Here is a 24,315-nt window from a genome sequence, read left to right on the forward strand (position 1 = left end):
TCCGTCGATGGACGAGGCCCAGATGTGGCAGCACAGTTCTATAACGGCGCCTCTCAGAACTAGGCGCTCCAGGCATGAGCCCCTTGCACGGCCGCGTCCAGTCAGTCGAGCTCGGAGCCCTGGTTGTCCCGCGCATTCTGCGCCCCGTCATGGACATTGAAGTAGTAGCGCGCCATGCAATTACCTCTCAGACAGGACGTCTCCCAAGCAGCGCGACGCTGTCCTGCCAAAGACCAGTGCCCCGGACATTAACGGAAATCTCGCACGAGCCGCCGACACTCAGGCATGTTGCCGATCCAGTCCGCCGGCGATCTATCCCTGACCAGGGGTGGGGAGTGTTCTTGGTTTGCCGTGCTCGTCGATGGCCACAAAGGTGAAGGTCCCCTCTGTGACCTTCTCACTCTCCTGTGTCCCTCTTGCCTTGGCCCAGGTCTCGATGTGAACTGTGACGGAGGTCTCGCCGCTCTTGACCAGGGTACAGTAGCAGGAAACCTCGTCATCAACAGAGACAGGTCGCAGGAACTCCATGGCCTCGATCGAGTCCGTGGCAACACGACCGCCTGCTGCCTGAGCCACGCACGTTCCACCCGCCAGATCCATCTGAGACACGGTCCAGCCGCCGAAGATGTCGCCGCTTGGGTTGGTATCCCGCGGCATCGCTACTGTCCGGAGATGCGGGCCGCCTGGTACGTTAGGTTGCTGGTCTGTCATGGAAGCTTCTCCCCTGTCGCATCATCCCTGCCATAGCTGCGGGCGGTGAACGCTCCCAAGTCCCTTCTGATCCAAGTCTGGGCACACTTCGAGACACTGATGTGACCTCGAGAGCCGCAGAGGACGACGCCAGCCGAGTGCCAGCTCCCCACCCTTTACCCCACATCGAGTGACTCGGGAAAGTCCAAATGCACCAGCCACTTATCAGTGTTGCTGTGCCTCTGGTGGATGCTGCCCGGAACAATAGCCTTCAGGGCAGTGTTGAACGAGCCCGCACACAAAGCTGGAGAGACCACCATGCCCGCCAAGCAGAAGACCCTGCAGGACCTGTTTCTGGTCGGACTGAAGGACTCTACCACGCCGAGAAAGCGCTGCTGAGATCGCTGCGCAAAATGGCGAAGGCCGCCGAATCCGATCAGCTTCGACAGGCTTTTGAGACCCACCGGAGCGAGACCGAGGGGCAGGTCGAGCGTCTCGAGCGGGTGTTCGAAATGGTTGGCAAGCGTCCGCAGGGGAAGACCTGCGAGGCCATGCAGGGTATCCTTGCTGAAGGTGAGGAGGTCATGGACGACTTTGCTGACAGCGAGGCGCTTGATGCTGGCCTGCTCGCCGCTGCACAAGCCGTGGAGCACTATGAGATCGCGCGCTACGGCACGCTCCGGAGCTGGGCTGCTCAGCTCGGCATGAACGATGCCGTGACCCTCTTCGAGGAGACGCTGCAGGAGGAGAAGAAAACAGATCAGCTTCTCACCGAGCTTGCCGAGGCAGCACTTAACCAGAAGGCAGCCTGATCTGAGAGGTGACTGCAGCACGAGCGAACACCACCATCTGCATCGCTTGTGCTGCCGTTCCGGAACCAGGCGAGGCAGCTCTTAAACGTGTCTCTTTCTTGCGATCAGTGAGACTCTATCTCAGAGCAGCCGTAGGTCGGACTGACTGGCTTGCCTTACAAATAGGAGACATGCCCATAGGGACGTGGTCGGCATCTCAATGCGCAGGTTAGGTTGATTAAACAGGTGCATGGCGATCTCAGAGGCTTATCGGGTTATTGCCCTGAGAATGGCACCACGCGTCAGCAGTGGCTGCAAATGCTCTTGGTCGCCTTGTCACTCTGCTCCTGTGCTCGCTGCTCCTTCTCGGTTTCCGGCCCGATGTTGCCGAGACCAGTCTGATTTCCAGTAGAGCCGCCAGCTCCCGGACCCTGCCGGGGAGCACCAGAACTGGTACTGCTTGGATTGCCAACAGAACCGGTTGTGCCCGGTGGGAGGATCGGGGATGTCAATGCTCCACCGGCCGCGCCGTTTGAGTTCGTAGCGCCGGTAGACTGCCGGGGTGAGCCTGTGGCACCTATTGTCGTATTCGTCGAATTGCCGGTCGATCCGCTGGTTCCTGTGCTGGTCGCGCCACTGCCTGTGGAGCCGCCACCGCTCATGCCAGAGCCGCCGCTAGCACCGCCACCGGCTCCCCCACCAGAGCCGCCGCCACCTCCAGACTGTGCGACAGCGATGGGCGCCGCTGCAAACGATAGTGCAGCCACAATCCCTAGAGTTTGCAATTGACGAGAGATCATTGGCTCCTCCGGAGCTGGCTGACGCCAGCCAGCATCACCCAAACGCTAAGGAAGGTGTGAGGTTTCAGCTTAGCGTCCAGTTTGCAGCGGATCGTCTCTAGCCTTAGCGTCAACGTCCGCGTTCCAACCACGACAAGACGGCTGTGACGATCCTAACCAAATCAGCTCTGCTGCGGTGGTATCAGTAGTACCCAGGCCTGTTGCCTCTGTTGAGTGCCACAAATCACAGCAGGAGACGTACCATGGATCGTCGCATTGTCTTAGCCGGCTTGGCTGCTGCAATCACCGTCCCGGCATTGGCGCAGACCAGCGGATCCCCCTCGCCCCGACAACCGGGGGCTGCGGGCTGAGCAGCTGGGGGGCTCTGCCGGCTCGGGAGTCGGGGCAAGCCGCATGAGTGGACAGCAGATGACGCAGGCTGACATGCAGCAGACAATGCAGCTAGGCATGGTGGCGCTTGAAATCAGCCGGATCGCGCAGCAGAAGGCGCAGAATACCGACCTGAAGAGGTTTGCTACCTTCGAAGTGCAGGAGCAAACCACCCTCAACGAGGTTCTGCACTCCATGATGGAGCCCGCCACGACATCGGCAACGGGCGCGGCGGCTCAGTCAAGCCAACCGGGAGCCGCCTCAGGGGCGAATGCCCCAGCCATGCAGATGGATGCCCGAAGCAAGGAGATGATCCAGAGACTGCAGAACACTCAAGCGGGTGAGGCCTTCGACCGCCAGTACCTTCAGGGGCAAATGGAAGGGCACAGCGCCCTACTACAGGTGCAGTCGCAGTATCTGCAAAGCAACCCACAGAACCGCGAACACATGAACGTCGCGAAGATGGCCCGTGCTGTGATCATAGAGCATGTCGCCTTGGAGAGCATGAGGTTTTGTAGGGCAATTAAGCGGCGGCTTGTCTGCGACCCCTGTCATTGTCGTTCACCATGCCGGGATACCAGTGCTCGAATGCGGCACGAAGTGAGCCATCCAAGGTCCTTGTCCGCGTCTGCAACAGCAGATGAGCCCCGCGCCGGCTCCACTGCATCTGCTGCTTCTTGGCAACGCCAGCGACAGTCGCCGACAACTCCTCTTCGTCAGCGATGGGGGCCGGGATCTCTACCATGGCTACATCCCAGCCCTTCGGGCACGGGAGCAGGCGATGCTCGCCTGTTTGTCGAAAGCCGAGCGCAGGCAACTGGACTGTTTGCTCGACAAGCTCGCCGCGCATGTTCCTGAATGGGGATTTGTTGCGGAACTTGAGTGATAAGTTGTGCAATTCGTCCTGTCAGCCCTTCACTGCCATTCCAAAAGCGGACGGCAATCAAGGGCTGACATGGGTCCAGCCTAAACTGAACCGCGCCGGGATTCCCGGAGGCTCCAACACCTGACAAGATGGAGCCATGACGAAGCGAACACCCCCTTATTCCCCAGAGGTCCGCGAGCGGGCGATCCGGATGGTTTTCGATCACCAGGATGAGTACACCTCACAGTATGAGGCAATCCGGTCAATTGCGGCCAAGATTGGCTGCTCGGGCGAGGCGCTGCGCCACTGGGTGCGCCAGGAGGAGGGTAACCAGAGCCTTCCCCCTGGGGCCGATGACCCAGGAGCAGGAGCGCATCAAGGTGCTCGAGCGTGAGGTGCGTCAGGCCAACGAGATCCGCGCAAAGCCAGCGCGTATTTTGCCCAGGCGGAGCTCAACCGCCGCTCCAAGCCATGAAGGCGTTATCGACAAGCATCGTGAGGCCTACGGGGGCGAACCGATCTGCCGCGTTCTGGCGATCACCCCGTCAACCTACTACGAGCACGCCGCCCGCAAGGCGGATCCTGACCGCAGATCGGCCCGCGAGCGCCAGGATGCCGAACTGACGTTAACAAGCAGGAGCTAAGGGGCCAGCGGCTCAACCGGAGGAGTTTGTCAATCGCATCGGCACCAACGCCAACCTTGTTCTGAGTAGGATGATCACTGTTGTTTTGACACAGGCGCTCAACTGCGACTACCGTAACTCTCCCTAATAGGGTTCGAGATTAATTTGGCCGCGGGAACTAGCGTACCAGCCCGCGATTCCCAGGGGTTGCAAGAGCTTCGAACAAAACAAACTACAAAACGAGGAAACGCGCCATGAAGAGACGAGCTTTTCTTACAGGTACAGTTACAGCTGCAGCTGTTGGTACGGTTGCGTCACCAGCTGTTGCCCAATCAATGCCTGAAGTGCGTTGGCGGCTCGCATCAAGCTATCCCAAGTCTCTGGATACGCTTTATGGCGCGGGCGTGCAGATCGCAAAGCGTGTCGCGGAGGCAACCGACAACAAGTTCCAGATTCAGGTCTTTGCGGCAGGCGAAATCGTCGGCGGCCTGCAAGTGCTGGATGCGGTCCAGAATAACACCGTCGAATGCGCCTACACGCTGTCGAGTTATTTCATCGGCAAAGACCCAACCTTCATGTTTGAGGCTTCCGTGCCCTTCGGTTTCAACGTGCGTCACCATAATGCCTGGATGTATCATGGTGGTGGGCTCGCCCTCACAAGAGACCTCATGAAGACTTACAACGTCTACAACATCCCAGCGGGAAACACCGGAGCCCAGATGGGTGGCTGGTTCCGCAACGAGATCAAGTCCGTTGAGGATCTAAAAGGCCTGAAGTTTCGCATTGCCGGCATGGGCGGCCAAATTCTGTCCCGCCTCGGCGTTGTACCCCAGGTCGTCGCCGGGGGCGATATCTACCCTGGGCTCGAGCGCGGAACACTTGATGCAGTTGAGTGGGCGGGGCCTTACGACGACGAGAAACTCGGCTTCCAGAAAGTGGCGAAGTATTACTATTATCCAGGCTTTTGGGAAGGCTCGGCTCAAACGTCACTCTATGTGAACCTGGAGCGTTGGAACGCATTGCCACCTCACTACAAGGCAGTGCTGGAAGCAGCTTGCGCTGAAGCCAATGTCTGGTGCGTCTCGAAATATGACGCCGAGAATCCGGATGCTCTCAGACGCTTGATAGGAGCGGGCGCAGAGCTGAGAGCCTTTCCTAAGGACGTTATGGATGCCGCTTACAAACAGGCTTTCGCTCTGTACGGGGAGCTCGCGGCCTCTAACCCTCGGTTCAAGACGGTTTACGATGCCTGGAACGCCTTCCGGGATAAGGAGCTTGCCTGGTTCCGAGTGGCGGAACTGCCCTACGATTACTACGTGTACTCGCAGCGGACTTAAGCTCCCTTCCCTCTTTTTCGGTGCTCGGCGGCTGAAGCCGCCGACGCATCGTTGCCGATCGCATGAGCGCATTTGAGAGGCGCTCACCCCACTGCCCTTCTCCTTTGGAGAATACTGCTTGGACAGTACTTCACTAGCTAACGGGAGAACTCTGTTGTGCCTCGTCCAGAAATAAGGTCTCCCCTGCGCATGGATGCGCAACGTAATGCTGGCCGCAGCATTGTGGTAACCGGTGCCGCCGGCGGGATTGGGCTGGCGATCACACGCCGGCTGCTGCAGGATGGTTGGCATGTGGTCGCGACCGATGTCGATCAGAATGCTCTCGATGCTGCCGCTTCGGCCATCAGCGCAAATTCGCAACCTCAGTTTCTTCGAATGAATGTGGCAGACCGCTCCGATGTTGGCGCGGCAGCGGCTGCCCTGAGCTCCAATGGCCGAGCCATTGCAGGACTTGTAAACGCTGCGGGCCTTCTTCAGGACGTTACGTCCTTCCTGACCATGGACGAGCAGCAGCAGCAGGCCATCTGGAATGTGAACTATTTCGGTGCTGTAACGTGTACGCAGGTGTTCGGCGAGCTGATAGCTGGAGCGGGCGGCGGTTCAATCGTAAATATCACCTCGATCAACGAGCATCGTCCTCTGCCCCTGCATGCATACGCGCCTACAAAAGTGGCGCTGGGCGCCCTCACCACGCTCACAGCGGGCGAGCTTGGACCTGCAGGAATACGCGTTAACGCCATTGCACCCGGATTTACCCTCACCCCTATCCTGAAGGCTAAGATTGCTGCCGGAAAGCGCGACGTGAAGACAATTGAGTCTCATACGGCTTTGGGGAGGCTTGTCGAGCCGGATGAAATAGCGGCTGTCACAAGCTTTCTTATGTCAGACGACGCGAGTGCTATCACCGGAGCCAGTATCCCAGTTGACGCTGGCTGGCTGGCAACCTCCCACTGGATGAATTTTGCGGACCTTCAGCATGGTTCGCAAGGCACCAATCCCGTGGCAGGACAGGCGGACTAGGAGGAAGCCCCCGATGAGTTTGCAAGGTCAAATGTCGCCACCTCATCGCGATAACGACGCGATCATGCTGGTTCTGGAGGCGTTGGCTAACCGCTTCGGCGATCGGTTCAGCGCAAACAGAACGGTTCGTGAGCAGCACGCGAATATCACGAGTTGGCACCCGGTCAAGATCCCGGACGGCGTCGTGTATCCCGAATCCACGGCCGAGGTTAGCGAGATTGTCTCGATCTGTGCAAAACACCGCGTTCCGATTATTCCGTTCGGGACTGGGACGTCCCTTGAGGCAGGCGTCAATGCCCCATTCGGCGGTGTCTCCATTGATATGGGGCGGATGAGCCGAGTTATTGCCGTCAACGAAGATGATATGGATTGCGTCGTTGAAGCAGGCGTGACACGCAAGCAGTTGAATGCCCATCTTCGATCTCAGGGCCTGTTCTTCCCGATCGATCCTGGCGCAGATGCAAGCGTGGGCGGCATGGCGTCCACACGGGCGTCCGGCACCAACGCAGTTCGGTACGGCACGATGAAAGATAACGTGCTGGCTTTGACGGTTGTGATGCCCGATGGCTCAATCCGCAAGACCGGTACACGCGCCCGCAAGTCCGCAGCTGGCTACGACATCACGCGGCTGTTCGTCGGCGCCGAGGGCACACTCGGTATCATTACCGAGTTGACGCTTAAGTTGCACGGCATTCCTCAGACGATCGCCTCCGCCGTCTGCTCATTTCCTGATCTGGAGTCGGCCTGCAATGCGGTGATCACCACCATCCGGTATGGAATTCCAATCGCACGAATTGAGCTCCTGGACGAGGTGCAGGTGCATGCCTGCAACGTTCACTCCAAGTTAACTCTGCCCGAGCTTCCCACGCTCTTCCTGGAATTCCACGGCACTGAGGCTGGAGTACAAGAGCAATCGGGGACTGTTGCAGAGATCGCCAAGGATTTTGGCGGAGGCTCTTTCGACTGGGCTCTGCAAGCGGAAGACCGCACAAGGCTATGGGAGGCACGCCACAATGTATATTGGGCGTGCTTGGAGCTTCGGCCCGGGTCAAAGTTCATTGCAACTGATGTTTGTGTCCCAATCTCACGTCTGGCTGAATGCATGGTTCAGACCAAAGCCGATATTGGAAAGACAGGCCTTGTGGCTCCGATCGTCGGCCACGTAGGGGACGGAAATTTCCATGTATCCGTCATGGCTATGACAGACGACCCTGAGGAAATGGCACGCGTCAAAGCGTTCATTGACCGCCTGAACCTTCGTGCGATCGAGATGAACGGAACATGTACCGGTGAGCACGGCATTGGTGAGGGAAAGCAGGAATTCCTGGTCCGGGAGCATGGCGCTAACGTGGACACCATGCGGGCGATCAAAGCTGCCTTGGATCCCCATAACATCATGAACCCGGGCAAAATTTTTCGATCCGGGTGAAATAAGGCCGATAGGAAAACCGGCTCCGCTCGGCAACAAAGTAGCAGGACATCCCCTACCTTACTGTTAGTCGGTATTTAGCGTCACCAGCACTCGCGACAAAGCCGCAGGAGGGGAGCGCTGCGCGCTCTTGGGAGGTTTAGAGCGCCGGACTGGAAATTCGACTCCTGGGTTTTGGCCGATCGTGTCCCATGGCGTGGTGTAAGAGCGCCAGTCCTCGGCTGTGCCGGGTTGCTCAGGCGGTCACGGCCGACAGCCTGCGAACGGGATCATCGCTCAACGCGCTCAGACTTTCCAGCGACATGTAGCGCCGGCTCACCGCCCACTCGTCATTCTGCTCCAGCATCAGCGCACCCACGAGCCGGATCACCGCCCGGTCATTGGGGAAGATCCCCACGACATCGGAGCGCCGCTTGATCTCGCCGTTGAGCCGCTTGAGCGGGTTGGTCGAGGCAATCTGCGCCGCCTTTTGTCAGGTCGCCTCGTGCGCGGGCGCGCCGCACGGCCGCGTCGCGGAGTCCGAGTTGAACGCCCCACGCCGCCGTGCGGTTCATGATCGCGAGGGCGTCCCGCACGCGCCTGCGCCGCTGCCGGAGGAGTTCGGGCGCGGCGTCCGGGCCCGGTGCGTCGTAGATCGCCGCGGCAAGGTCCGGCGTACTTGAACCGACGCACGTCACCGGGCTTCACGCCCGCCGGACCAGCAGCGGCGAGAGATCGAAAGGCCAGGGTCCGGCACTCCACTTGGCCTGCCGTCGCGAAGGGCTTACTCCCCGAGCCGCCCGTGGCGGATCTCTGGCTCCACGATGACCTTGTCGCCAAAGCGGCGCTCAATTTCGGATACAGCCTGAGAGGACGCCTCAATCACGACGCGGCTTGGATTGCCTGCCCCCTTGATGTGAACGCCAGGCACTTGGCGGACCCGCTCCTCAGCTGTCACGGTCTCCAACCGCGCCTCACGCCTGATCGCGACTACATAGGTGGCCAAGACCAACCCTCCCGATATCGGGTCCCACTATACAACAGCTTGTCCTGCAAATGGGATCCCCCGGCCGCAGTGGGAAGGGGGGAGCCCCACATCCCGCAGGATTGCTCGTAAGATCCCTCTGGCAGCTTGGGATCGACCTATGTCTCTGGGCATGGCCTGGTACCCCGGATCTCTCGAGAGCACCACGGCCAGTGCCCCGCAGGTAACCGGTGTGGCCATCGAGGTGCCGTCCATCACGGCGTACAGGCCGACAGTGCCATGCCGATCCGGTACCGTGGCAATAATCCCGACACCCGGGGCACCGCAGAGAACTTGCGGGCCGTGAGAGGTGAAATTGGCTGCATACAGGTTCTCGCGCCCAAAGAGGGATGCATCCATAGGCAAACGGGACGCCGATAGGCTCCCCGGTGGGCCCCACCCGGCAAGCCCAAGCGCACTGACTGCGATGGCCTCGGGAAAAGCGGCCGGATAGTTGACGGGACCCGCGTCATTCCCGGCCGCACAGAGGCAGAGAGTGCCCCGCTCGGCCGCATCGATGATGGCATCATGCACCACCTCCGAGGGCACGGCTGCCCCAAGGCTCAGGTTGATGAGATCTACGCCGTGGGTCCGGGACAGCGCGTCGATCGCGTTTGCGATGTCGGCGTTGCTGGCGCCGGCCTCGGCAGACGGGAAAACCCGAGCCGCGAAAAGCTCACATCCGGGAGCGATCCCAGAGTACATGCCCGGGTTTGTCGGTCGTGCCCCGATGGTGCCGGCGACATGGGTACCGTGGCTGTCGACATCTAGGGTCTGGTCTGCCCCCAGCACGTCGCCGTCGACGAAGGCTCCGACCGCAACCGAATGAGCTAGATCGGGGTGAGGTCCCAATCCTGTGTCGGCGACGCCAACACGGATTCCACTCCCGTCAGCCGAACTGACACGATCTATTCCGAGTGCCTGATGCCACCAGCCGAGGGACCCATCGAACGGAAGCGGCGGACACTCGATCACCTGCTGAAGCCCAGCGCCACGCACGACCACTGACCAGAAGGCGCTGAGAGGCGCTACGACGGCCACTGAGGGCTGATGCCCCGGAGGGATTCGGAATGGAACCTGGCCGGCCGCATCGGTTTGGCCCGTCACCTCCACCGTTGATCCGAAGCCACGCACGTAGAGTTTCACGGTGGCGAAGGGGAGCTGCTGGCCACCTCCTGTGACACGGATCACGAATGGGGCCTCGCCAACAGCCGCAGGCGCTGCCTCTTGGCGGCGAAAGGGCACGACGTCCCGAGGCGGCACCCACTCCCGATAATGAATGATCTCCGGCTCGACGATGACATCTGGAGGAAGCCCCACTCTGTGCGTGGCCATCGCCCCGGCATCGGCTTCAATGACCATCACGCGTCGGGCCAGCGGATCGTCTGGATCCGTGTCGTGAATGATGGTCGCGAAGGGCATGGTGGCAAGGGCGGTGGCGACCTCCGCCCGTGAGGCCGCCTTAGCTGCAGCGCTGAATTTTCCGGCACGGCGGTTGGCGATCACATACCGAGCCATCTTTCCCCCCTGGTCGTCCGATTTCGGTGGGCAGGACGGGGCAAGTAAGCCGCGTGCCGTCACTGCGTTCAATCATGAGACCTTACCACAGCGGTGTCACTGTCAGTAAGGCGCACATCGGCTGGCGGGGTAAACCGGATTTTGAACACGCAAATACCAGAAACGGTGCCAATATCCGAAAATATCTACATACTTACCGGACGTTGACAGGATGTAGACTATCAATTTCTGACAGGAGCTACCCGCAGGGACTGCTTAAGCGGCTGCACATTCTGACAAGACGATAAAAAGGTCTGCTTACCGGTGCACTCCAGAATTTCGGTCTACTTCCGGAGTGTGCAAAAAAGAGACATCCGGGCGACACCTCCGTCACGATGAACCACACTCTTGTAGAGGTATATTCGCGGATGGTTGTTCAAGAAAAGTTCCAAGTTCGTCGGGGAACTCCTCTATCAGGCGCTTGGAGAGAAAGGCGCGGCGGTGTCCCGGGGGCTGCTCGCCAGGACGGTTCATCAATACTCCAAACGGCTCGTAACCGAACCTGATGTAGAAACGTTCGGCTCTTGCGCTGGAAGTATCAAGCCATGCGCCGTGGCAGCCGCGTGATCGGGCGATGGTCTCAGCCTCAGTCATGAGCCTTGCTCCAAGTCCTTGGCCCCGAAGCGCCTCTGCTACCCAGAGCATCTTCACAAGAAGCCAGCCGTAGGATGTCGAGCCGACTAGGCCGCCGACCATGCTCCCCTGAAAGTCCCGCGCGACCAGCGTGAGGGACTTTCCGTCGCCGGGAGGCGTGTTCTGACGAAGTGCTGCGAGAAGTTCGCGCTCAACCTCGTCGGCGAAGGTTCCGTTCGGATCCTCCTCCAGCATTATCGTGATCGAGGTAGAATTCGACATGTCATTCCAAATCTCATGATCCGGCTCGCGTGACATGCAGAGCGGGCCATTAAACATGGCAAGTAGGATGCATCATCTACCTTCCACGAGCCTATTGCGTCCGCTCAGAACAAGGTACGCAGCTGCGGTCCATGAGAAGCTATCGCCGCCGAGGCCCTCTCCGGTGGTTGGATCGAAATATTCGCAGAATCCGGCGTTCTCGATAGCACGGACCGTGGTCTGCTCGATCCGGCGGGCGAGGTCTTCGGCCCCGTTCAAGCGAAGACCATCCGTGATGAGCCAATTGATGACGGCCCAGACCGGGCCGCGCCAATAGCGTTTTGGCTCAAAGGCGTGCGAGAAGGCTGGTGCCGACGGGACGCCGACGACCATCCTGTCGAGCCAGCGCTCAATCTCCGCCATGACAGCGCCTCGCTGCGCGTCATCAAGGGACACTGCAACAAGCGGAATGAAGCCCGCTTGCGTCGGCGTTTCGATGTCATTTCCTGAGATCAGATCCAGAGAGAGAAAGCGGGATAGGCTTGGACGCCAGCGGCGAATGAGACCGTCCTGCAGCTTGGTATGCATCTGCGCCAGCTCGGCTTTGTCGCCCTCGGTTCCCAGCGTCTCTGCCAGATGCATGAGATCGGCCGTGGCCCGTGCAAGGATCGCGGTCATCTGGACATCGGCCACCTTGAAGGGTGCTTTCGCCCATTGCCGCTTTGGATTCCAGTCGCAATCCCGATAGACATCGACGAGATGGATGAAGCGCTGATAGTCCTCGTCGCGCGGGCGCATGGAGGCATCCACGTGACCCGTGTCCTTGCGGCGGATCGTGGTTGTCGTGCTAGTGGGCACGCGGGCAAGCGCGTCGTCCCAGGCCGGCGAGTTGTCGCTGCCGCTCTCCCAGGGGTGTAGAATCGACACCAGCCCGAGACCGTCCGGATCCCGTGCTTCAAGCCACCAGCGGTGCGAGCGTAGGGCCGCCTGAAACAGCGTCTTCGTCCTCGTCTCGGCATTGGTTATGGCGCTTGCAAGAGCAGCCTCGTGAACATGGCGCAGAGCCATGCCGAAAACCGGCGGCTGGGTGATGCCGGAGGTTGGAATTCGGTGCCGCGTCCCCCACACGTCAGGACCTGGGAAATAGGTATCGCTTGGAGCATGAAACACGATGTGCGGGATCATGCCGTCGTCCCACTGACCTTCGGTCAAGCGCTCAAGCTCGCGATAGGCCCGGTCCACGTCGAAGGTGGCAAATCCCATGGCCACAAAGGCGGAGTCCCAGTTCCATTGGAACGGATAGAGCCGGTCTGTCGGTACCGTGTAGCCGCCGCGATCGTTGCGCGCGAGAACGGCGTGTGCGCCCTCTTCCATGCGGAGTGTGGTCATTCTCAAACATCCTTCAAGTCAGGCTCAGGCGATGGCCCGTCCGGTGATGCTGTCGATCCAGGTCACCCGGGTGGGATCGACCGTAAGGCCCACGCGTTGGCCAGCATTCACTTTCGCAATCGGCGGTGCGACGATGCGAGCGGACTGGCCATCGATGGAGCCTGTCAGGAGCAGGTGCGAGCCCATCGGCTCCACGACCCGGATATCGAACGGAATTCCGGAGCCATCGGGCGAAAGGCTCGCGTCCTCGCCACGCAACCCGAGCTCGATGTCCTTGCTCGTCGCAGGACATGGCAGAGCGGCGTCACCGATGCGCGCCGTCCCTTGGCTGCATTGGACTTTGATGAAGTTCATGGGCGGCGAGCCGATGAACCCGCCGACGAAGCGAGTTGCGGGTGTTGCGTAGATCTCAAGCGGCGAGCCTATCTGGTCGATTTTGCCGCCGTACATCACCGCAATGCGGTCGGCGAGGCCCATAGCCTCCGTCTGGTCGTGCGTGACATAGATCGTGGTCGTTCCCGCCTCGCGCAGGACGGCCTTCAGTTCCGTGCGCATCTCGAGCCGCAGGAGAGCGTCGAGATTGGAGAGGGGCTCGTCCATGAGCAGCACGGCGGGCTCGACGGCCAGCGCCCGGGCCACCGCCACGCGTTGGCGCTGGCCTCCCGAGAGCTTTGCCGGATAGCGGTCGAGGTAGCTTTCGATATGGAGAAGGGCTGCCGCACGCTCCACCTTGCGCTTGACCTCCGTCTGCTGTGCCTTCTGCATCCGCAGGCCGAAGGCGACGTTCTCGAACACGGTCATATGCGGAAAAACAGCATAGTTCTGAAAAACCATCGCGAGACCGCGCTTACGGGGGGCGAGGTTGCTCACATCCTGTCCGCCGATGACGATGCGGCCTGAGGTCTGAGTCTCAAGGCCGGCAATGATACGCAAGAGCGTGGTCTTACCGCAGCCTGAGGGGCCAAGGAGGGCTACGAACTCGCCGTCATTCACGGTGAGCGAGACCTCCTGCAGGGCGCGGAAGGTGCCGAATTCCTTAACGACCCGGTCGATGACAATATCAGCCATGGGGTGATCCCTTATTTGCTGGCAATGCCCCACACCGCGAACAGGTAGCGTCTCACGGCGAAGATGAAGAGCATGGAGGGGATGATGAGGATGAAGCCTCCGGCGAAGCGGTAATGGAGCGGGCTCTCGGCGAGAATCCGGAGCAGATACGCGGTGAGCGTCCGCTCGCGCACGGTGAGGATCGAGGCGGCGAACACCTCGTTCCAGGAGATCACGAAGGCGAAGATGGCGGTTGCGGCAAGACCCGGGAGCGCCAGCGGCAGAACCACCTTCATGAAGGCTTGGAAGCGCGTGCAGCCGAACACCCAGGCGGCTTCCTCGTACTCGCGTGGGATGCCCATGAAGAGGCTTTGCGTGACGAGCGCCGCGAACGGCAGCGCCAGCACCGTGTGAATGAGGGAGACGCCGAAGGGCGTGTCGTAGAGGCCGAGGCGGATGAAGGAGACCGTGAGCGGCAGTGCCAGGATGGCGAGCGGGAAAGCGCGGGTGAGGAGCACGAGCAACCGGTAGGCATTCTGCCCGCGGAAGCTGTAGCGCGCCAGCGCATAGCCCGCCGGGGCTCCCAACAGGACAGAGAATAACACCGTGAGCCCAGCAGCGATAAGCGAGTTGACGAGCGCATTGAACACGCCCTCGATGGAGAGAAACTGCGTCATGGCCGCAAGTGACAGGTCCGCAGGCCAGATTGTCTTCGGCCAGCGGAACACGCCGAGCCTTCCGCCGAAGGCGCCAAGCGCCACGAAGTAGATAGGCACGAGAACCCAGGCCAGCAGCACCGCAAGCCCTGTCCAGAGCAGCAGGCGCCGGGCGGAGGGTAGAGCCATGCTCCGGCTCTTCGTCGTTTGTGGGATTTCGGCAGCTTGAATGGTCATGGGAGCTGCTCCGGGCGTGTTCTCAGGACGCGTAAGTAAACGGCCGTCGCGGCGAGCGAGATCGCCATGATGAGCACCGCGTAGGCTGCGGCGACGCCGTAGTTCTGGTTGTCGTTCTGCCAGACATAGGCCTCTCCGGCGAGGACGGGGAAGTTGCGCCCGCCGAGCGCGTAGACGACCGCGAAAACCTCGAAGGCGAGCACTGTGCGCAGGATCAGCGCCGATTGCAGGCTGGGCTTCAGGAGCGGCAGGGTGATCCTCATGAACCGTGTCCAGGGCTTTGCACCGAAAATCTCGGCGGCTTCGGAAAACTCCTTCGGGATCAGCTGCAGCCCTGCGATCAAGATCACCAGCACAATGGCTGTCGCACGCCAGAGCTCAGCAAGAACGATGGCGAAGAACAGCGCCCAGGGTGTCTCCTGCGACAGCCAGCCGACCGGACCCTGAATGAGCCCAAGGGCATAAAGGGCCGAGTTCAAGTAGCCCGTGTTCTGAAGCAGCGCGAGCCAGGCGAGCCCCGCGGCCAGATCCGAGATGCCGAGCGGTATGGTGAGCACCCACAACACCAGATCGCGCCCCTTGTCGAGTTTCGTCACCATAGTGGCCATGGCGAGGGCCAGCACGACCTGGAGCGGCACCACCACGAGGGTGAGCAGGAAGGTATTGCGCACAGCAAGCGAGAAGTTCAGGTCGCCAGCCATGCGTTGGTAGTTCTCCAGCGAGAAGCCGTCGCCTGCCGAGAACGACAACCAAATCGTCTGGACGAGCGGCACGAGGAACAGCGCGCCTAGGAAGACGACCGAGGGCGCGATCAGCGCATAGGGAATCCAGGATGTACGCGCAGGCATGACAGCCGCTCCCATGGGGAAGAAAAGGCCCAGCGAACCGACGTTCTCTGGGCCTGGGACTGTTACTGTACGGAGCAGGTGCCTTGGCTCGGCTTGTCAGGAGCCCAGCACGGTGCGCCGGTGTCCTTCATGAGCGTATCAAGAACTTTGGCCTGGGCTTCGAGCACGTCCTTGACCGGTTCGTTGCGCAGCACGATACGCTGGAAGGTGTCGGTATAGACCTTGTTGAACTCGCCGCCCTTCGCGCCGAGGCCTACGGGCAGGAGCGAGACGAGTGCATCCTTGGTGTTCTGCGTCGCAGCGACTGCGCCGGCGAGCAGCTTGATGCCGGGCGCGAGGTTCGGCGGTAGCTCCGCCTTGACCACCGGGAAGAAGCCAACTTCGGCAGCGGTTGCGAGCTGCGTCTCGGGCTTGGTCATGTGCTCGATCAGCGCCACGGCGCCCGCGCGGTTCGGTGCATCCTTCGGGATGGCAAGACCGGCGATCACCGGCATGTAGCCGCGCCCCTTCGGGCCGGCTGGCGCTGGGAACGCCACGAATTGATCCGGTTGCAGCGTAAGCGCCTCCTTCACGCGGGCGATGTGATCCCACGCAATCCAGACCTCACCGGCCAGCAGAGGCTCCTGCATGAAGTTGTAGTTGGTGGAGTTGGGGCTCGAGACCGCCCATAATTCCTTTAGGGCGTTCCAACCGGCCTCGGCATCTGCCGACTTGAAGGTCGTGACCACGCCGCCTGTAAAGGATGGATAGAAATAGCCTTGGAAGAAGCGTGGCAGAAGACCTGTGGGACCAGCCGGTAAGCCGATCCGGCGCTTGCCGGTCTTATCGACGATATTCTTGCCCCATTGCTGCAGCTGCGCATAGGTGAGGCTGTTCACGTCTGCACCCGGCGGCAGATATTGCAGCGCCTGCTTGTTGGCGACCATCACGTAGGTGGCCTGCATCCACGGGATGTACTGCTGCTGGTTCGTTCCGAGCTTGCCGAGTTCCATCAGATTGGCCGGAATGCCTCGATCCGTCAGCTTCGCAGCGACATCATCGATGGGCTGGAGATCGGCAGGAACATGGGGCTGCAATTCGCCGTGCAAGGCGCCGACGACACTCGCGGTGCGCTTGCCGGCCTGGGTTTCGGCCTTCATGCGGACAGCGAAGGCCGGAGGCTCGTCCACTACGTAAGTGGTTTTGCCGGACAGGCCCTTCAGCAGAACCTCACGAACTTTCGTGGCTTCCTCGATCGGGCGAAGCTGGGTCGAGTAGAAGATGGTTTCCTGCGCCTGAGCGACGGTCAGCCCCCCGAAAAGGGCGGCCGCGGCGGCAATGGCGCGAAGCGATACCGGATGCGTCATTTCCTTCCTCCATCGGTCCCTTCTTGATGCCGCTCGACCCGGGGCCGGAAGGTCGAGGGCATTGGGCTCAGTTCACAGGTTTGTGGGTGGCCCTCGGAACCTGTCGAACCGGCAAAATTGTCTGCAGCTTGCGGCTGTCACGCCCACCTAGGAGGGCGATCAGCATCTCGGCCAGCTGCCAGCCTACATCGGGAGCGGCTATCTCCATGGTCGAGAGCGGTGGATCAGTGAACGCAGCAGCGGGGAGATTATCATGGCCGATCACGGCTATATCGCGTCCAGCAACGAGGCTCTTTTCCTTAAGGGCGCTCAGGGCGCCGATCGCCATGCTGTCCGTGGCGCATAGAAGGGCTGTAGGAGGAGCGCTCTGCTGCAGGAGCCGTCGGGCGGCCTCATAGCCGCCGGCTTCATTCGGCTGCGCGGTATATTCGAGGGGCTCCAGGCAACCTGCCTCTTCGAGCGCCGTCCTCCACCCCTTGCGGCGCAGATGAGCGAAGGTCAGCCCCTGGGGTGCCGCAAGATGTGCGATCCGCTGATGGCCCAAGGATAGGAGCAGGCGAGCAGCCTCATGGAAACCGGCTTCGCCGTCGCCGTCAATGAAGGCATGCTCCTCCGGGCAGGCCGTCCGGCCATGGGTGATGAAGGGGATGTTGCGCTCCTTCAGAAAAGCCACCCGCTCATCCTCAAGCCGGGTGCGCACCACGATCACTGCATCGGCTCGGCGACCGTCAATGAGGCGACGGTAAGTCTCCATCTCACTGCTGTGCCCTGTGGTCGGAAGCAGCATGAGGTCAAGGCCCTCCTCCGCGAGCCTCTGACTACAGGCCGCCAACATGTTCAGGAACAAGGGAGGACCAAACCGCCCCGGCTCCAGCGGCAGGGTCACGGCCACTGTCTCGGCCTTGCGCCGACGCAGACTGCGAGCGGCAGAGTTCGGTCGGTAATTGATGACCCGTGCGGCCGCTCGAACGCGCTCCCGGGTTGCGGGCGCCACATCGGAATAACCGTCGAGAGCCCGCGACACCGTTGTGATCGACAAGCCCAGCGCTTGCGCAAGGTGCTTCAGATTCGACAAAAGGGCGATCTCTCCTCTGTTCTAAACAGTCTCCCAAAACGTTTTGGAAAGTCAAGCTACCGCACCAGGAGCCATCGTGTCGGACGTCAGCCCCGCAGAGGACCCGGAACCCACGTCCTGACGGCAGGTTCTACAAAGCCACGATTGCAGTGTCAGGAGCTTCGTGCCGTTGCGCAGGGGCCTATTGCGCCGACAGCAACGTGTGGAGAACGATCGTCCAGTGGGATAACGACAAGCACGAGATCCTAGCTGACAGCATCGTCCATGCGCTGGGGATTGTTAACGGACTGGTGGCCGTGATCGTCCTGTTGGCCCTCGCCGCGCCGACGGCTGGCGCTTGGGAGCTGACGTCGATGGCGATCTACGGTGCCAGCCTGATGGCCGTGCTGGTCATCTCTGCCCTCTACAACCTGTGGCCGGTCTCCCCGATCAAATGGATCCTGCGGCGGTTCGACCGTTCGGCCATCTACCTCCGGATCGCAGAAACCTACACGCCGTTCATCATACAGATGAAGAACGAGATCACGGCCATCGTCCTGCTGGTCGGCGTCTGGGCGGGCTCCCTGGCGGGAATGGTCCTGAAGAGGCACCGTCAAGTTGTTGAAGAAGGACATACCGACCGCGGCTCGCATCCAGACTTAGGCGACGCTCGGGATACCAGTCACCTCAGCCCAGACCTGGAAGGCCCGAGCACGAGCACGGCGATGATCAGAGGCGTTGGTGTTGGCAGGACGGTGGAAGAGATTGGCAATCTGATCGTGAGCTGAGAGGGAGCGCTGGGCCTGTCCGGCTGATTTGAAGCGCTTCATGATGCGCTCCCGTCGGCGGGTCGGTTGATGACTGTTTTCTGCTCGGTTGTTCAACCTCCGATGCTGCCGGTGCTCGACCCCGGGGATGATCTCTCGTTTGGCAGCGCCATAGCTGGCAAGTTTATCGGTGATCATCACGCGCGGAGCCCTGCCCTGCTTCTTCAGCAATTTCCGCAGCAAGCGTTTGGCTGCTTTGGCATTGCACCGGCTCTGAATCAGAATGTCGAGCACGACCCCATGCTGGTCGACGGCGCGCCAGAGCCAGTGCTTCCAGCCTGCAATGTTGATCACGACCTCATCGAGATGCCATTTGTCTCCGGCTGCTGGAAGACGGCGGCGGATCTGGTTCGCGAATTCAGTTCCGTTGAACCTAGCCTTGGCTGGACGGCTCGCAAGGACCAAGGCCGTAGATCGTTCCCAGGGACGTCGCGATAGGAACGACCCTATGATGGCAATCCGGATCAGCTTTCCACCGTCTGATGGCATTGTCCGTGACAAAGACGTCGATCCCGAGCCTCGTGACGAACTGGAGGCCTTTTGTTTGCGTGCGGTTTACGTCATCCCAGGAAATCTGCATCCAATGCGCCCGGTGAACTCGTCACCAGTCGATCTGCCATCTCATCAGCAGTATAGCTGGCGGGCAAGGATGGTGCAGGCATCATGGCCTCTTATCCCACGAAAAACTCCCCCGCCAGGCGCAGCTGACGAGGGAGGTCTCAGTCCAGGAGTGTGCTTGCCGTCGGAGGCGAATTGATCCCGAGGGAAGAAAAGAACCAATCCACGACCGTAGAATGCGCCCTCCGCAGGATCGCAGCCTTCATCTAGGTTAAACGGGACTGGAGATCTTAGCCGGCCGGCTCTTCCATACATGGGCTTCTGCGAATTAGGCCCAATATCGACGGCGCTTCACCGGCGAGCTCGGAACCGTCAGCGCTCCTTTCGGAAAGTAGCGGAATGGATCGTTGCGCCCGCCTCGGCCAGTTCGATCGATCCGGCGACTCTTGATCAGGTTTCGACAGGCTACTGAGACCTGTGCTGTGTAGCCCGCCTCTCCGAACAGGGCAGCCGCTATCTCGGCCTCTGTCAAACCCGGACTGCGAGTAACAAGCGCCTCAATGTCGTCAGCAACTGCCATCTCGGCCCGTTCACCAACTACTTCACTGGGGATTGAGCCTTGATCGAACCTTTCGATGTGTCGAGTTCAGGATGGTTGCGAACCAGCTTTTCCCGATCCGCAGCCAGGTTGTCCCAGGTTCTGGCCATTTCCAGAAGCTGATTGCGATGCTCGCTGTCAGGCACCTGCTTGGCCAGCGCCCGGCACTCTTCGGCATGTTTCCGATACTCTGCTGCGGTTTTCATGGTTTCCACGACGTCTCAGGAAGCGGGGAAAGTTATGGGGCATGATGGCAGCACGGCAACAGCGTTCGTGCCCGGACAAGGATGGAGCACATCTGCTCCGCGAAACAGATGCGATGGGGTCCGGTCAGCGTACGTCCCGTGCTGAACTGAACGTAGTTTGCCTGATTTCCCTTATCGTCGAGGTACCCTTTAACCTGGTGACCGACATGGCCGACTGGATGCTGAGCCTGCAACTCCTCGCGCTCCTCGGGGTAGCCAATGGGACACCGATCTTTGCCAAAAAGCTGCTCCAGGATTGCCTCAGCACCCCGCTAGATGGGGGGCTTACCCTGCCCGATGGCGAACCGCTCTTCGGAGCCTCGAAAACCATCCGTGGTGTCGTTCTGTCCGTCGTCGCCACGGCTGGATCAGCCGTCCTGCTTCACCTGGACTGGGGCACAGGGGCTATAATCGCAGGCACGTCCATGCTGGGGGATCTCTTCTCCAGCTTTGTCAAACGGCGCCTTCACCTGCCCCTGCATGCCCAGGCCTTTGGGCTCGATCAAATCCCCGAGGCCCTGCTGCCTCTTCTGATTGTCAAGGAGCAGTTCAACCTGACGAGCAACGACATCGCTGTTCTCGTCATCGCGTTCATCGTGTTGGAACTTGTCCTGTCCCGGATTCTGTTCCGGTTGAAGATCCGCGACCGTCCCTTCTGATGTGCCACCTCAGATCGAGGCAGAACCGCGCCGAAGCCGATGCAGGGTCACCTCGGGTGGGCAGTTCAAGCGCGCATCGACGATGCAGGTGCCAGCCCCAGTCGAGGTATAGCCGATCATCCTGCCGTAGCGCCATGAGCCTTTTACGAAGCGGCGGGGGCTGGTTGCCTCGGTGCGGATCGGAATGCCGCCCGGAAGGCAGATCTGGCCGCCATGCGTATGTCCGCAGAGCATCAGGTCGAACGTTGCGTCAGCCGCTTGGCGATACGTCTCAGGAGTGTGTGAGAGCAGGATCGACACGGCTCCTGCTGGGATATCACGTGCAGCTTGGTCAATGTGGGCCATGCTGTAGAAGTTTGCATCATCGACCCCGGCCAGGTAGATGGCCTCGTTACCGAGTGCAAGGCTCGTCGCCTCGTTCAGCAGGAGCTGGTATCCTATACGCTCCATGGCGGGGACCATGCGGATCGTATCGTGGTTCCCCAAGATTGCATAAGCAGGGCCTTTGATGAGTGCCCGCAGACGCTCTAGGCCCTCGAGCGCCTCCCTATAGGGACCATAGGTGAGCGCACGGTAATCGCCCGTCAGAACACATAGGTCGTAGCGCAGCGGCTCAATGCGCTGGAGGAGTGCGTCCAAGAATTGGTCATTCATGCCGAAGTGCAGATCAGCAAGGTGCAGGAGCACGAACCCGTCAAAGGCGTCCGGAAGATCAGGCAGTCGCACCTCGTGATGGCGGACCTCGATGGCAAGAGCATTGCGCCGAGCTCTCGCATGCAGACCAAGCAGCCGGAGACCACCTCGGATCAGGGCTGGGTTCGAGAGCCAGTGCTCACGATTAAAGAGCTGGGTGCGCTCGCGCAGTGACTGAGCCTCATACTCCGCTTCTCGCCTGAGACGTTGTACGACGTAGGTGTGGCCGAAGCGCGGTTCGAGACTGGCAAGAGCTATCTTCTCGTCGGGTGTGAGACCAAGCTCACTCTCCAGGTGAGGAATGAGGGACACTATCATGCGACGACCGGGAGCGTCATGAGGAAAGCGGCCTATCGGATCATTGGGATTAAGGCCGGATCAGGAAAGCACGTCTCGGCACGCTGGTTTCTCATCTGCCACTGGCCGATGGCCGTGCGGGTTGCAAAGCCGATCAGGCCGTCGACCTTGCCAACATCGTGGCCTTGGAACTGCAGGCGCTCCTGCATGGCCCAGATATCCCTGCGCTGCATAGGATCAGTCGGCGCCCACGTCGCTCGAAAGCTGGAGCCGCCGCGCAGCCGATCGGCCAAGTGGCCGACGAACAGCGCATAGAGGTCGGACTCGTTGTACTGCTTGAGCACGTAGAAGTTCTCGGACACCAGAAAGGCCGGTCCCAGTCGCCCCGCCGGCATCAGCAGGAACGCGATTGCATCGCTGTTCTTGTCTGGAAGAGATGTCTGGTCGGCGTGAGCCAGGCCGAGCTGTGCCCATTCCCGCACCGGTTTACCCTGCCGCGGCCCTTCTAGGCTGCAGGGGACACCCGCCGGCACCTGCACCTCCACACCCCAACTCCTCCCTGGCGTCCAACCATGCTCATGCAGATAATTCGCAATAGACGCGAGGCTGTCTGGCACCGAGCGCCAGATGTCGCGCTGTCCGTCCCCGTCCGCGTCAACGGCATAGCGCAGGTACTTCGAGGGCAGCAGCTGCGGCTGTCCCATGGCCCCCGCCCAAGAGGACAGTAAAGTCTCCTCCGGCCACTGATCCTGCTCCAGGATCCGCAGCACCGCCAAGAGCTCCGGATAGTAGAGCGTGCGCCGCCGGCCCATGAAGGCTTGCGTGGCCAGAACCCTCACGGCCTGGTGCTTAGGCCTGACTCGGCCGAAATGCGACTCATGGCCCCAGATCGCTACGATGATCTCCCGCGGCACACCATAGCGCTGCTCGATCATTGTCAGAGCGTTCGCCCACTGCTTCAGGAGGTTTCCGCCGGCTGCCGCGAGCGAGGTGAGCTGGCTTTCCGAGAAGTAGAGGCCGGGGTTCTGGAATTCGGCCTGCCGCTGATCGTCCCTTGGGGTTGTTTGGCCGGGGGGCTGCAGTTCCGGCAGGCTCCAATCCAGCGTGAGGGATCCGAGAGCCCGATCGAACGTCTCGCGGGAAATTCTCTCCTTGAACGCCTCAGGCCAGACTGTGCCGGCCAGCCATTCGCGGAACTGATTCTCAACCTGTTGTCGCGTCTCTGATCCCTGCGCCGGCGAGCGCTCTGCCGCCACAAGGTCGCAGGAGCTTCCGACAAGCAGAACGGCGAACATGCAACAGACATAACGGATAAGCATCATGAGCATCCTAGATTGAGCCGATCCTGGTGAGAATAGATCCAACTTAGGTTCGCATGGCTCACGTCCTTTTCTCCTTGGAGGGTCTTTCCTGAGCTGATGAAGTGTCAGGCAGGGGTATGGCCCGCGGAAGGGACGAGAACCAATCAACGGTTTTGCTCGGATCAAGACCTCTCTTGGTGCGGGCATTTGCGAGCCGCTGCTCTTCGAGCCTCTGCTGGCGCTCGGCCCATTCATTCACGGCGGTGGCCACACGCCCGAAGTAGGTCGCCGGAGCACCCGCGCCTGCTACCGCTTGTCCTGGCTCGCCGCGGCGCCGGCCCATCCAGACCCCGAATACCCGCTGCTCACTCCAGCCAATGAACCAAGCGTCGGCATTACCCGTCGAGGTCCCTGTCTTTCCGTAAGCTGCCCAGTGCTTCAATCGAGCCGTGCGTCCGGTCCCATTCTGGACCACCTCACGCAGCAGCGCTTGAGTCGGCTCAATGCATTTTTCAGGGATGACCCTCGTTCGCATGGGGGTGAGAAAGTCAGCCCGCACTTGGCCGCGGCCATCAACCACCGCCAGCACGCCCGATGGCTCAATCTGATAGCCGCCATTGGCCACGGCTGTGTAGGCGGCCGTCATGGTCATGACGTTGCTTGAGTAGGAGCCGAGGACAAAGCTTGAGTCGGCTGCAGGCCCAGGATCGATGCCTATGCGGCGGCTGACCGTAGCGACAGTGTCAGCCCCGAGTTCCTGTGTCAGCCGCACGGCAGCCGCGTTGCGCGACGAGGCAAAAGCCTCCTTCAGCGTTGTTTGACCGCGGTAGCCCTGCTCGCCGTTCGCCGGCCAGCTCCCTCTGACCGGCTGGTCCAAGACCCGGCTCTCCGGAGACTTGCCGGCCTCACAGGCGGCGATCAGCAACGGTAGCTTGGCCGTTGAGCCAGCCTGCACGCGTGCTTTGACGGCATTGTTGAACTGCCGCTGAGACCAGTTCACGGAGCCGACCATCGCCTGCACCCGTCCATTGAGAGCCATCATCACCGCGCCGGCATCATACTGGGGCGGAACAGCCCCATCCTTGATCAGCCTGCTGAGTTGCTGTTCCGCGATATGCTGGACGTGCGGGTTCAGGGTGACGAAGAAGCGAACCGTCTCTCCCGGCTGCACGTACTTGTCTCCCCAGGTTTCCACCACCCACTCGGTAAAGGCCTGCGCCTGGATCTTGAACTCTGGCAGCA

At 60.8% G+C, this 24,315-nt stretch carries 20 protein-coding genes, 6 pseudogenes and 1 other annotated feature; of the genes and pseudogenes, 8 read left to right on the forward strand and 18 right to left on the reverse strand.

Features of this window, described 5'->3' with window-relative positions:
* Nucleotides 1-312: 312 nt before the first annotated feature.
* Nucleotides 313-711 carry an acyl-CoA thioesterase gene (locus JKG68_RS22135; RefSeq protein ID WP_202063526.1) on the reverse strand — a complete coding sequence of 133 codons (399 nt, stop codon included), beginning with the start codon at nucleotides 709-711 and terminating at the stop codon, nucleotides 313-315.
* Nucleotides 712-1,008: 297 nt separating this feature from the next.
* Between JKG68_RS22135 and JKG68_RS22140 the strand changes: the two are divergent.
* Together JKG68_RS22140 and JKG68_RS33620 are read left to right on the forward strand one after the other, a co-directional pair.
* A pseudogene (locus JKG68_RS22140) lies at nucleotides 1,009-1,502 on the forward strand (YciE/YciF ferroxidase family protein).
* A gap of 1,187 nt (nucleotides 1,503-2,689) precedes the next feature.
* Nucleotides 2,690-3,130 (forward strand): annotated as a pseudogene (locus JKG68_RS33620) (DUF4142 domain-containing protein); the annotation flags it as partial.
* A 43-nt stretch (nucleotides 3,131-3,173) separates the two neighbouring features.
* Here JKG68_RS33620 and JKG68_RS22145 read toward each other — a convergent pair.
* A pseudogene (locus JKG68_RS22145) lies at nucleotides 3,174-3,332 on the reverse strand (ISKra4 family transposase); the annotation flags it as partial.
* Nucleotides 3,333-3,672: 340 nt separating this feature from the next.
* Here JKG68_RS22145 and JKG68_RS33625 point away from each other — a divergent pair.
* The 4 genes and pseudogenes from JKG68_RS33625 to JKG68_RS22170 all read left to right on the forward strand — a co-directional run.
* Nucleotides 3,673-4,129: pseudogene (locus tag JKG68_RS33625) on the forward strand (transposase); the annotation flags it as partial.
* Nucleotides 3,945-4,060 (forward strand) — a sequence feature (AL1L pseudoknot). (Overlaps the previous pseudogene by 116 nt.)
* Before the next feature lie 263 nt (nucleotides 4,130-4,392).
* Nucleotides 4,393-5,475 carry a TRAP transporter substrate-binding protein gene (locus JKG68_RS22160; protein ID WP_202063529.1) on the forward strand — a complete coding sequence of 361 codons (1,083 nt, stop codon included), beginning with the start codon at nucleotides 4,393-4,395 and terminating at the stop codon, nucleotides 5,473-5,475.
* A gap of 189 nt (nucleotides 5,476-5,664) precedes the next feature.
* Nucleotides 5,665-6,495, forward strand: a complete 831-nt coding sequence (locus JKG68_RS22165) for an SDR family NAD(P)-dependent oxidoreductase (RefSeq protein ID WP_202063530.1) — start codon at nucleotides 5,665-5,667, stop codon at nucleotides 6,493-6,495.
* Nucleotides 6,496-6,508: 13 nt separating this feature from the next.
* Entirely contained in the window at nucleotides 6,509-7,924 is a 1,416-nt protein-coding gene (locus tag JKG68_RS22170; protein WP_202063531.1) for an FAD-binding oxidoreductase, read from the forward strand.
* Nucleotides 7,925-8,159: 235 nt separating this feature from the next.
* Here JKG68_RS22170 and JKG68_RS22175 read toward each other — a convergent pair.
* The 11 genes and pseudogenes from JKG68_RS22175 to JKG68_RS22225 all read right to left on the reverse strand — a co-directional run.
* Nucleotides 8,160-8,387 (reverse strand): annotated as a pseudogene (locus tag JKG68_RS22175) (transposase); the annotation flags it as partial.
* Nucleotides 8,302-8,601: a hypothetical protein gene (locus JKG68_RS22180; protein ID WP_202063532.1), complete on the reverse strand. Its 300-nt coding sequence runs from the start codon at nucleotides 8,599-8,601 to the stop codon at nucleotides 8,302-8,304. The pseudogene JKG68_RS22175 and the gene JKG68_RS22180, both read right to left, overlap by 86 nt.
* Nucleotides 8,602-8,687: 86 nt before the next feature.
* A complete protein-coding gene (locus tag JKG68_RS22185; RefSeq protein ID WP_202063533.1) occupies nucleotides 8,688-8,909 on the reverse strand; it encodes a hypothetical protein in 222 nt (73 codons plus the stop codon).
* Nucleotides 8,910-8,936: 27 nt separating this feature from the next.
* Entirely contained in the window at nucleotides 8,937-10,445 is a 1,509-nt protein-coding gene (locus tag JKG68_RS22190; protein ID WP_202063534.1) for a S8 family serine peptidase, read from the reverse strand.
* 369 nt (nucleotides 10,446-10,814) lie between these two features.
* Entirely contained in the window at nucleotides 10,815-11,339 is a 525-nt protein-coding gene (locus tag JKG68_RS22195) for a GNAT family N-acetyltransferase (protein WP_202063535.1), read from the reverse strand.
* A 72-nt stretch (nucleotides 11,340-11,411) separates the two neighbouring features.
* Nucleotides 11,412-12,707: an MGH1-like glycoside hydrolase domain-containing protein gene (locus tag JKG68_RS22200; RefSeq protein ID WP_202063536.1), complete on the reverse strand. Its 1,296-nt coding sequence runs from the start codon at nucleotides 12,705-12,707 to the stop codon at nucleotides 11,412-11,414.
* Nucleotides 12,708-12,731: 24 nt separating this feature from the next.
* Nucleotides 12,732-13,775, reverse strand: a complete 1,044-nt coding sequence (locus tag JKG68_RS22205) for an ABC transporter ATP-binding protein (protein WP_202063537.1) — start codon at nucleotides 13,773-13,775, stop codon at nucleotides 12,732-12,734.
* Between the two features lie 11 nt (nucleotides 13,776-13,786).
* On the reverse strand, nucleotides 13,787-14,647 hold the full coding sequence (locus JKG68_RS22210; RefSeq protein WP_246515724.1) for a carbohydrate ABC transporter permease: 861 nt from the start codon (nucleotides 14,645-14,647) through the stop codon (nucleotides 13,787-13,789).
* On the reverse strand, nucleotides 14,644-15,495 hold the full coding sequence (locus tag JKG68_RS22215) for a carbohydrate ABC transporter permease (protein ID WP_202063538.1): 852 nt from the start codon (nucleotides 15,493-15,495) through the stop codon (nucleotides 14,644-14,646). The genes JKG68_RS22210 and JKG68_RS22215 overlap by 4 nt, the downstream gene beginning before the upstream one ends.
* Before the next feature lie 62 nt (nucleotides 15,496-15,557).
* The gene (locus JKG68_RS22220; RefSeq protein ID WP_202063539.1) at nucleotides 15,558-16,841 is read right to left on the reverse strand and encodes an extracellular solute-binding protein; all 1,284 of its coding nucleotides are present in this window, start codon (nucleotides 16,839-16,841) and stop codon (nucleotides 15,558-15,560) included.
* A 67-nt stretch (nucleotides 16,842-16,908) separates the two neighbouring features.
* The gene (locus JKG68_RS22225; RefSeq protein WP_202063540.1) at nucleotides 16,909-17,916 is read right to left on the reverse strand and encodes a LacI family DNA-binding transcriptional regulator; all 1,008 of its coding nucleotides are present in this window, start codon (nucleotides 17,914-17,916) and stop codon (nucleotides 16,909-16,911) included.
* Nucleotides 17,917-18,116: 200 nt separating this feature from the next.
* Between JKG68_RS22225 and trhA the strand changes: the two genes are divergently transcribed.
* A complete protein-coding gene (trhA, locus tag JKG68_RS33630) occupies nucleotides 18,117-18,683 on the forward strand; it encodes a PAQR family membrane homeostasis protein TrhA (protein WP_312890913.1) in 567 nt (188 codons plus the stop codon).
* Here trhA and JKG68_RS22230 read toward each other — a convergent pair.
* Nucleotides 18,576-19,088: pseudogene (locus tag JKG68_RS22230) on the reverse strand (IS6 family transposase); the annotation flags it as partial. The gene trhA and the pseudogene JKG68_RS22230 sit on opposite strands and share 108 nt — an antisense overlap.
* A 789-nt stretch (nucleotides 19,089-19,877) precedes the next feature.
* Entirely contained in the window at nucleotides 19,878-20,093 is a 216-nt protein-coding gene (locus JKG68_RS22235; RefSeq protein ID WP_210346424.1) for a hypothetical protein, read from the reverse strand.
* Nucleotides 20,094-20,290: 197 nt separating this feature from the next.
* Here JKG68_RS22235 and JKG68_RS22240 point away from each other — a divergent pair, with 197 nt between their 5' ends.
* Nucleotides 20,291-20,782: a CDP-archaeol synthase gene (locus JKG68_RS22240; RefSeq protein WP_202063542.1), complete on the forward strand. Its 492-nt coding sequence runs from the start codon at nucleotides 20,291-20,293 to the stop codon at nucleotides 20,780-20,782.
* Between the two features lie 9 nt (nucleotides 20,783-20,791).
* On the opposite strand, the gene JKG68_RS22245 is transcribed toward JKG68_RS22240, so the two are convergent.
* The 3 genes from JKG68_RS22245 to JKG68_RS22255 all read right to left on the reverse strand — a co-directional run.
* Nucleotides 20,792-21,793, reverse strand: a complete 1,002-nt coding sequence (locus JKG68_RS22245) for a metallophosphoesterase (protein WP_202063543.1) — start codon at nucleotides 21,791-21,793, stop codon at nucleotides 20,792-20,794.
* Nucleotides 21,794-21,825: 32 nt separating this feature from the next.
* Complete coding sequence (locus JKG68_RS22250; protein ID WP_246515725.1) at nucleotides 21,826-23,094, reverse strand: lytic murein transglycosylase; 1,269 nt, start codon at nucleotides 23,092-23,094, stop codon at nucleotides 21,826-21,828.
* Nucleotides 23,095-23,152: 58 nt separating this feature from the next.
* Nucleotides 23,153-24,315 (reverse strand): transglycosylase domain-containing protein (locus tag JKG68_RS22255; protein ID WP_281399193.1); only part of this gene is annotated, 1,163 nt, incomplete at its 5' end.

The organism is Microvirga aerilata, from assembly GCF_016743775.1.
Lineage (GTDB): Bacteria > Pseudomonadota > Alphaproteobacteria > Rhizobiales > Beijerinckiaceae > Microvirga > Microvirga aerilata.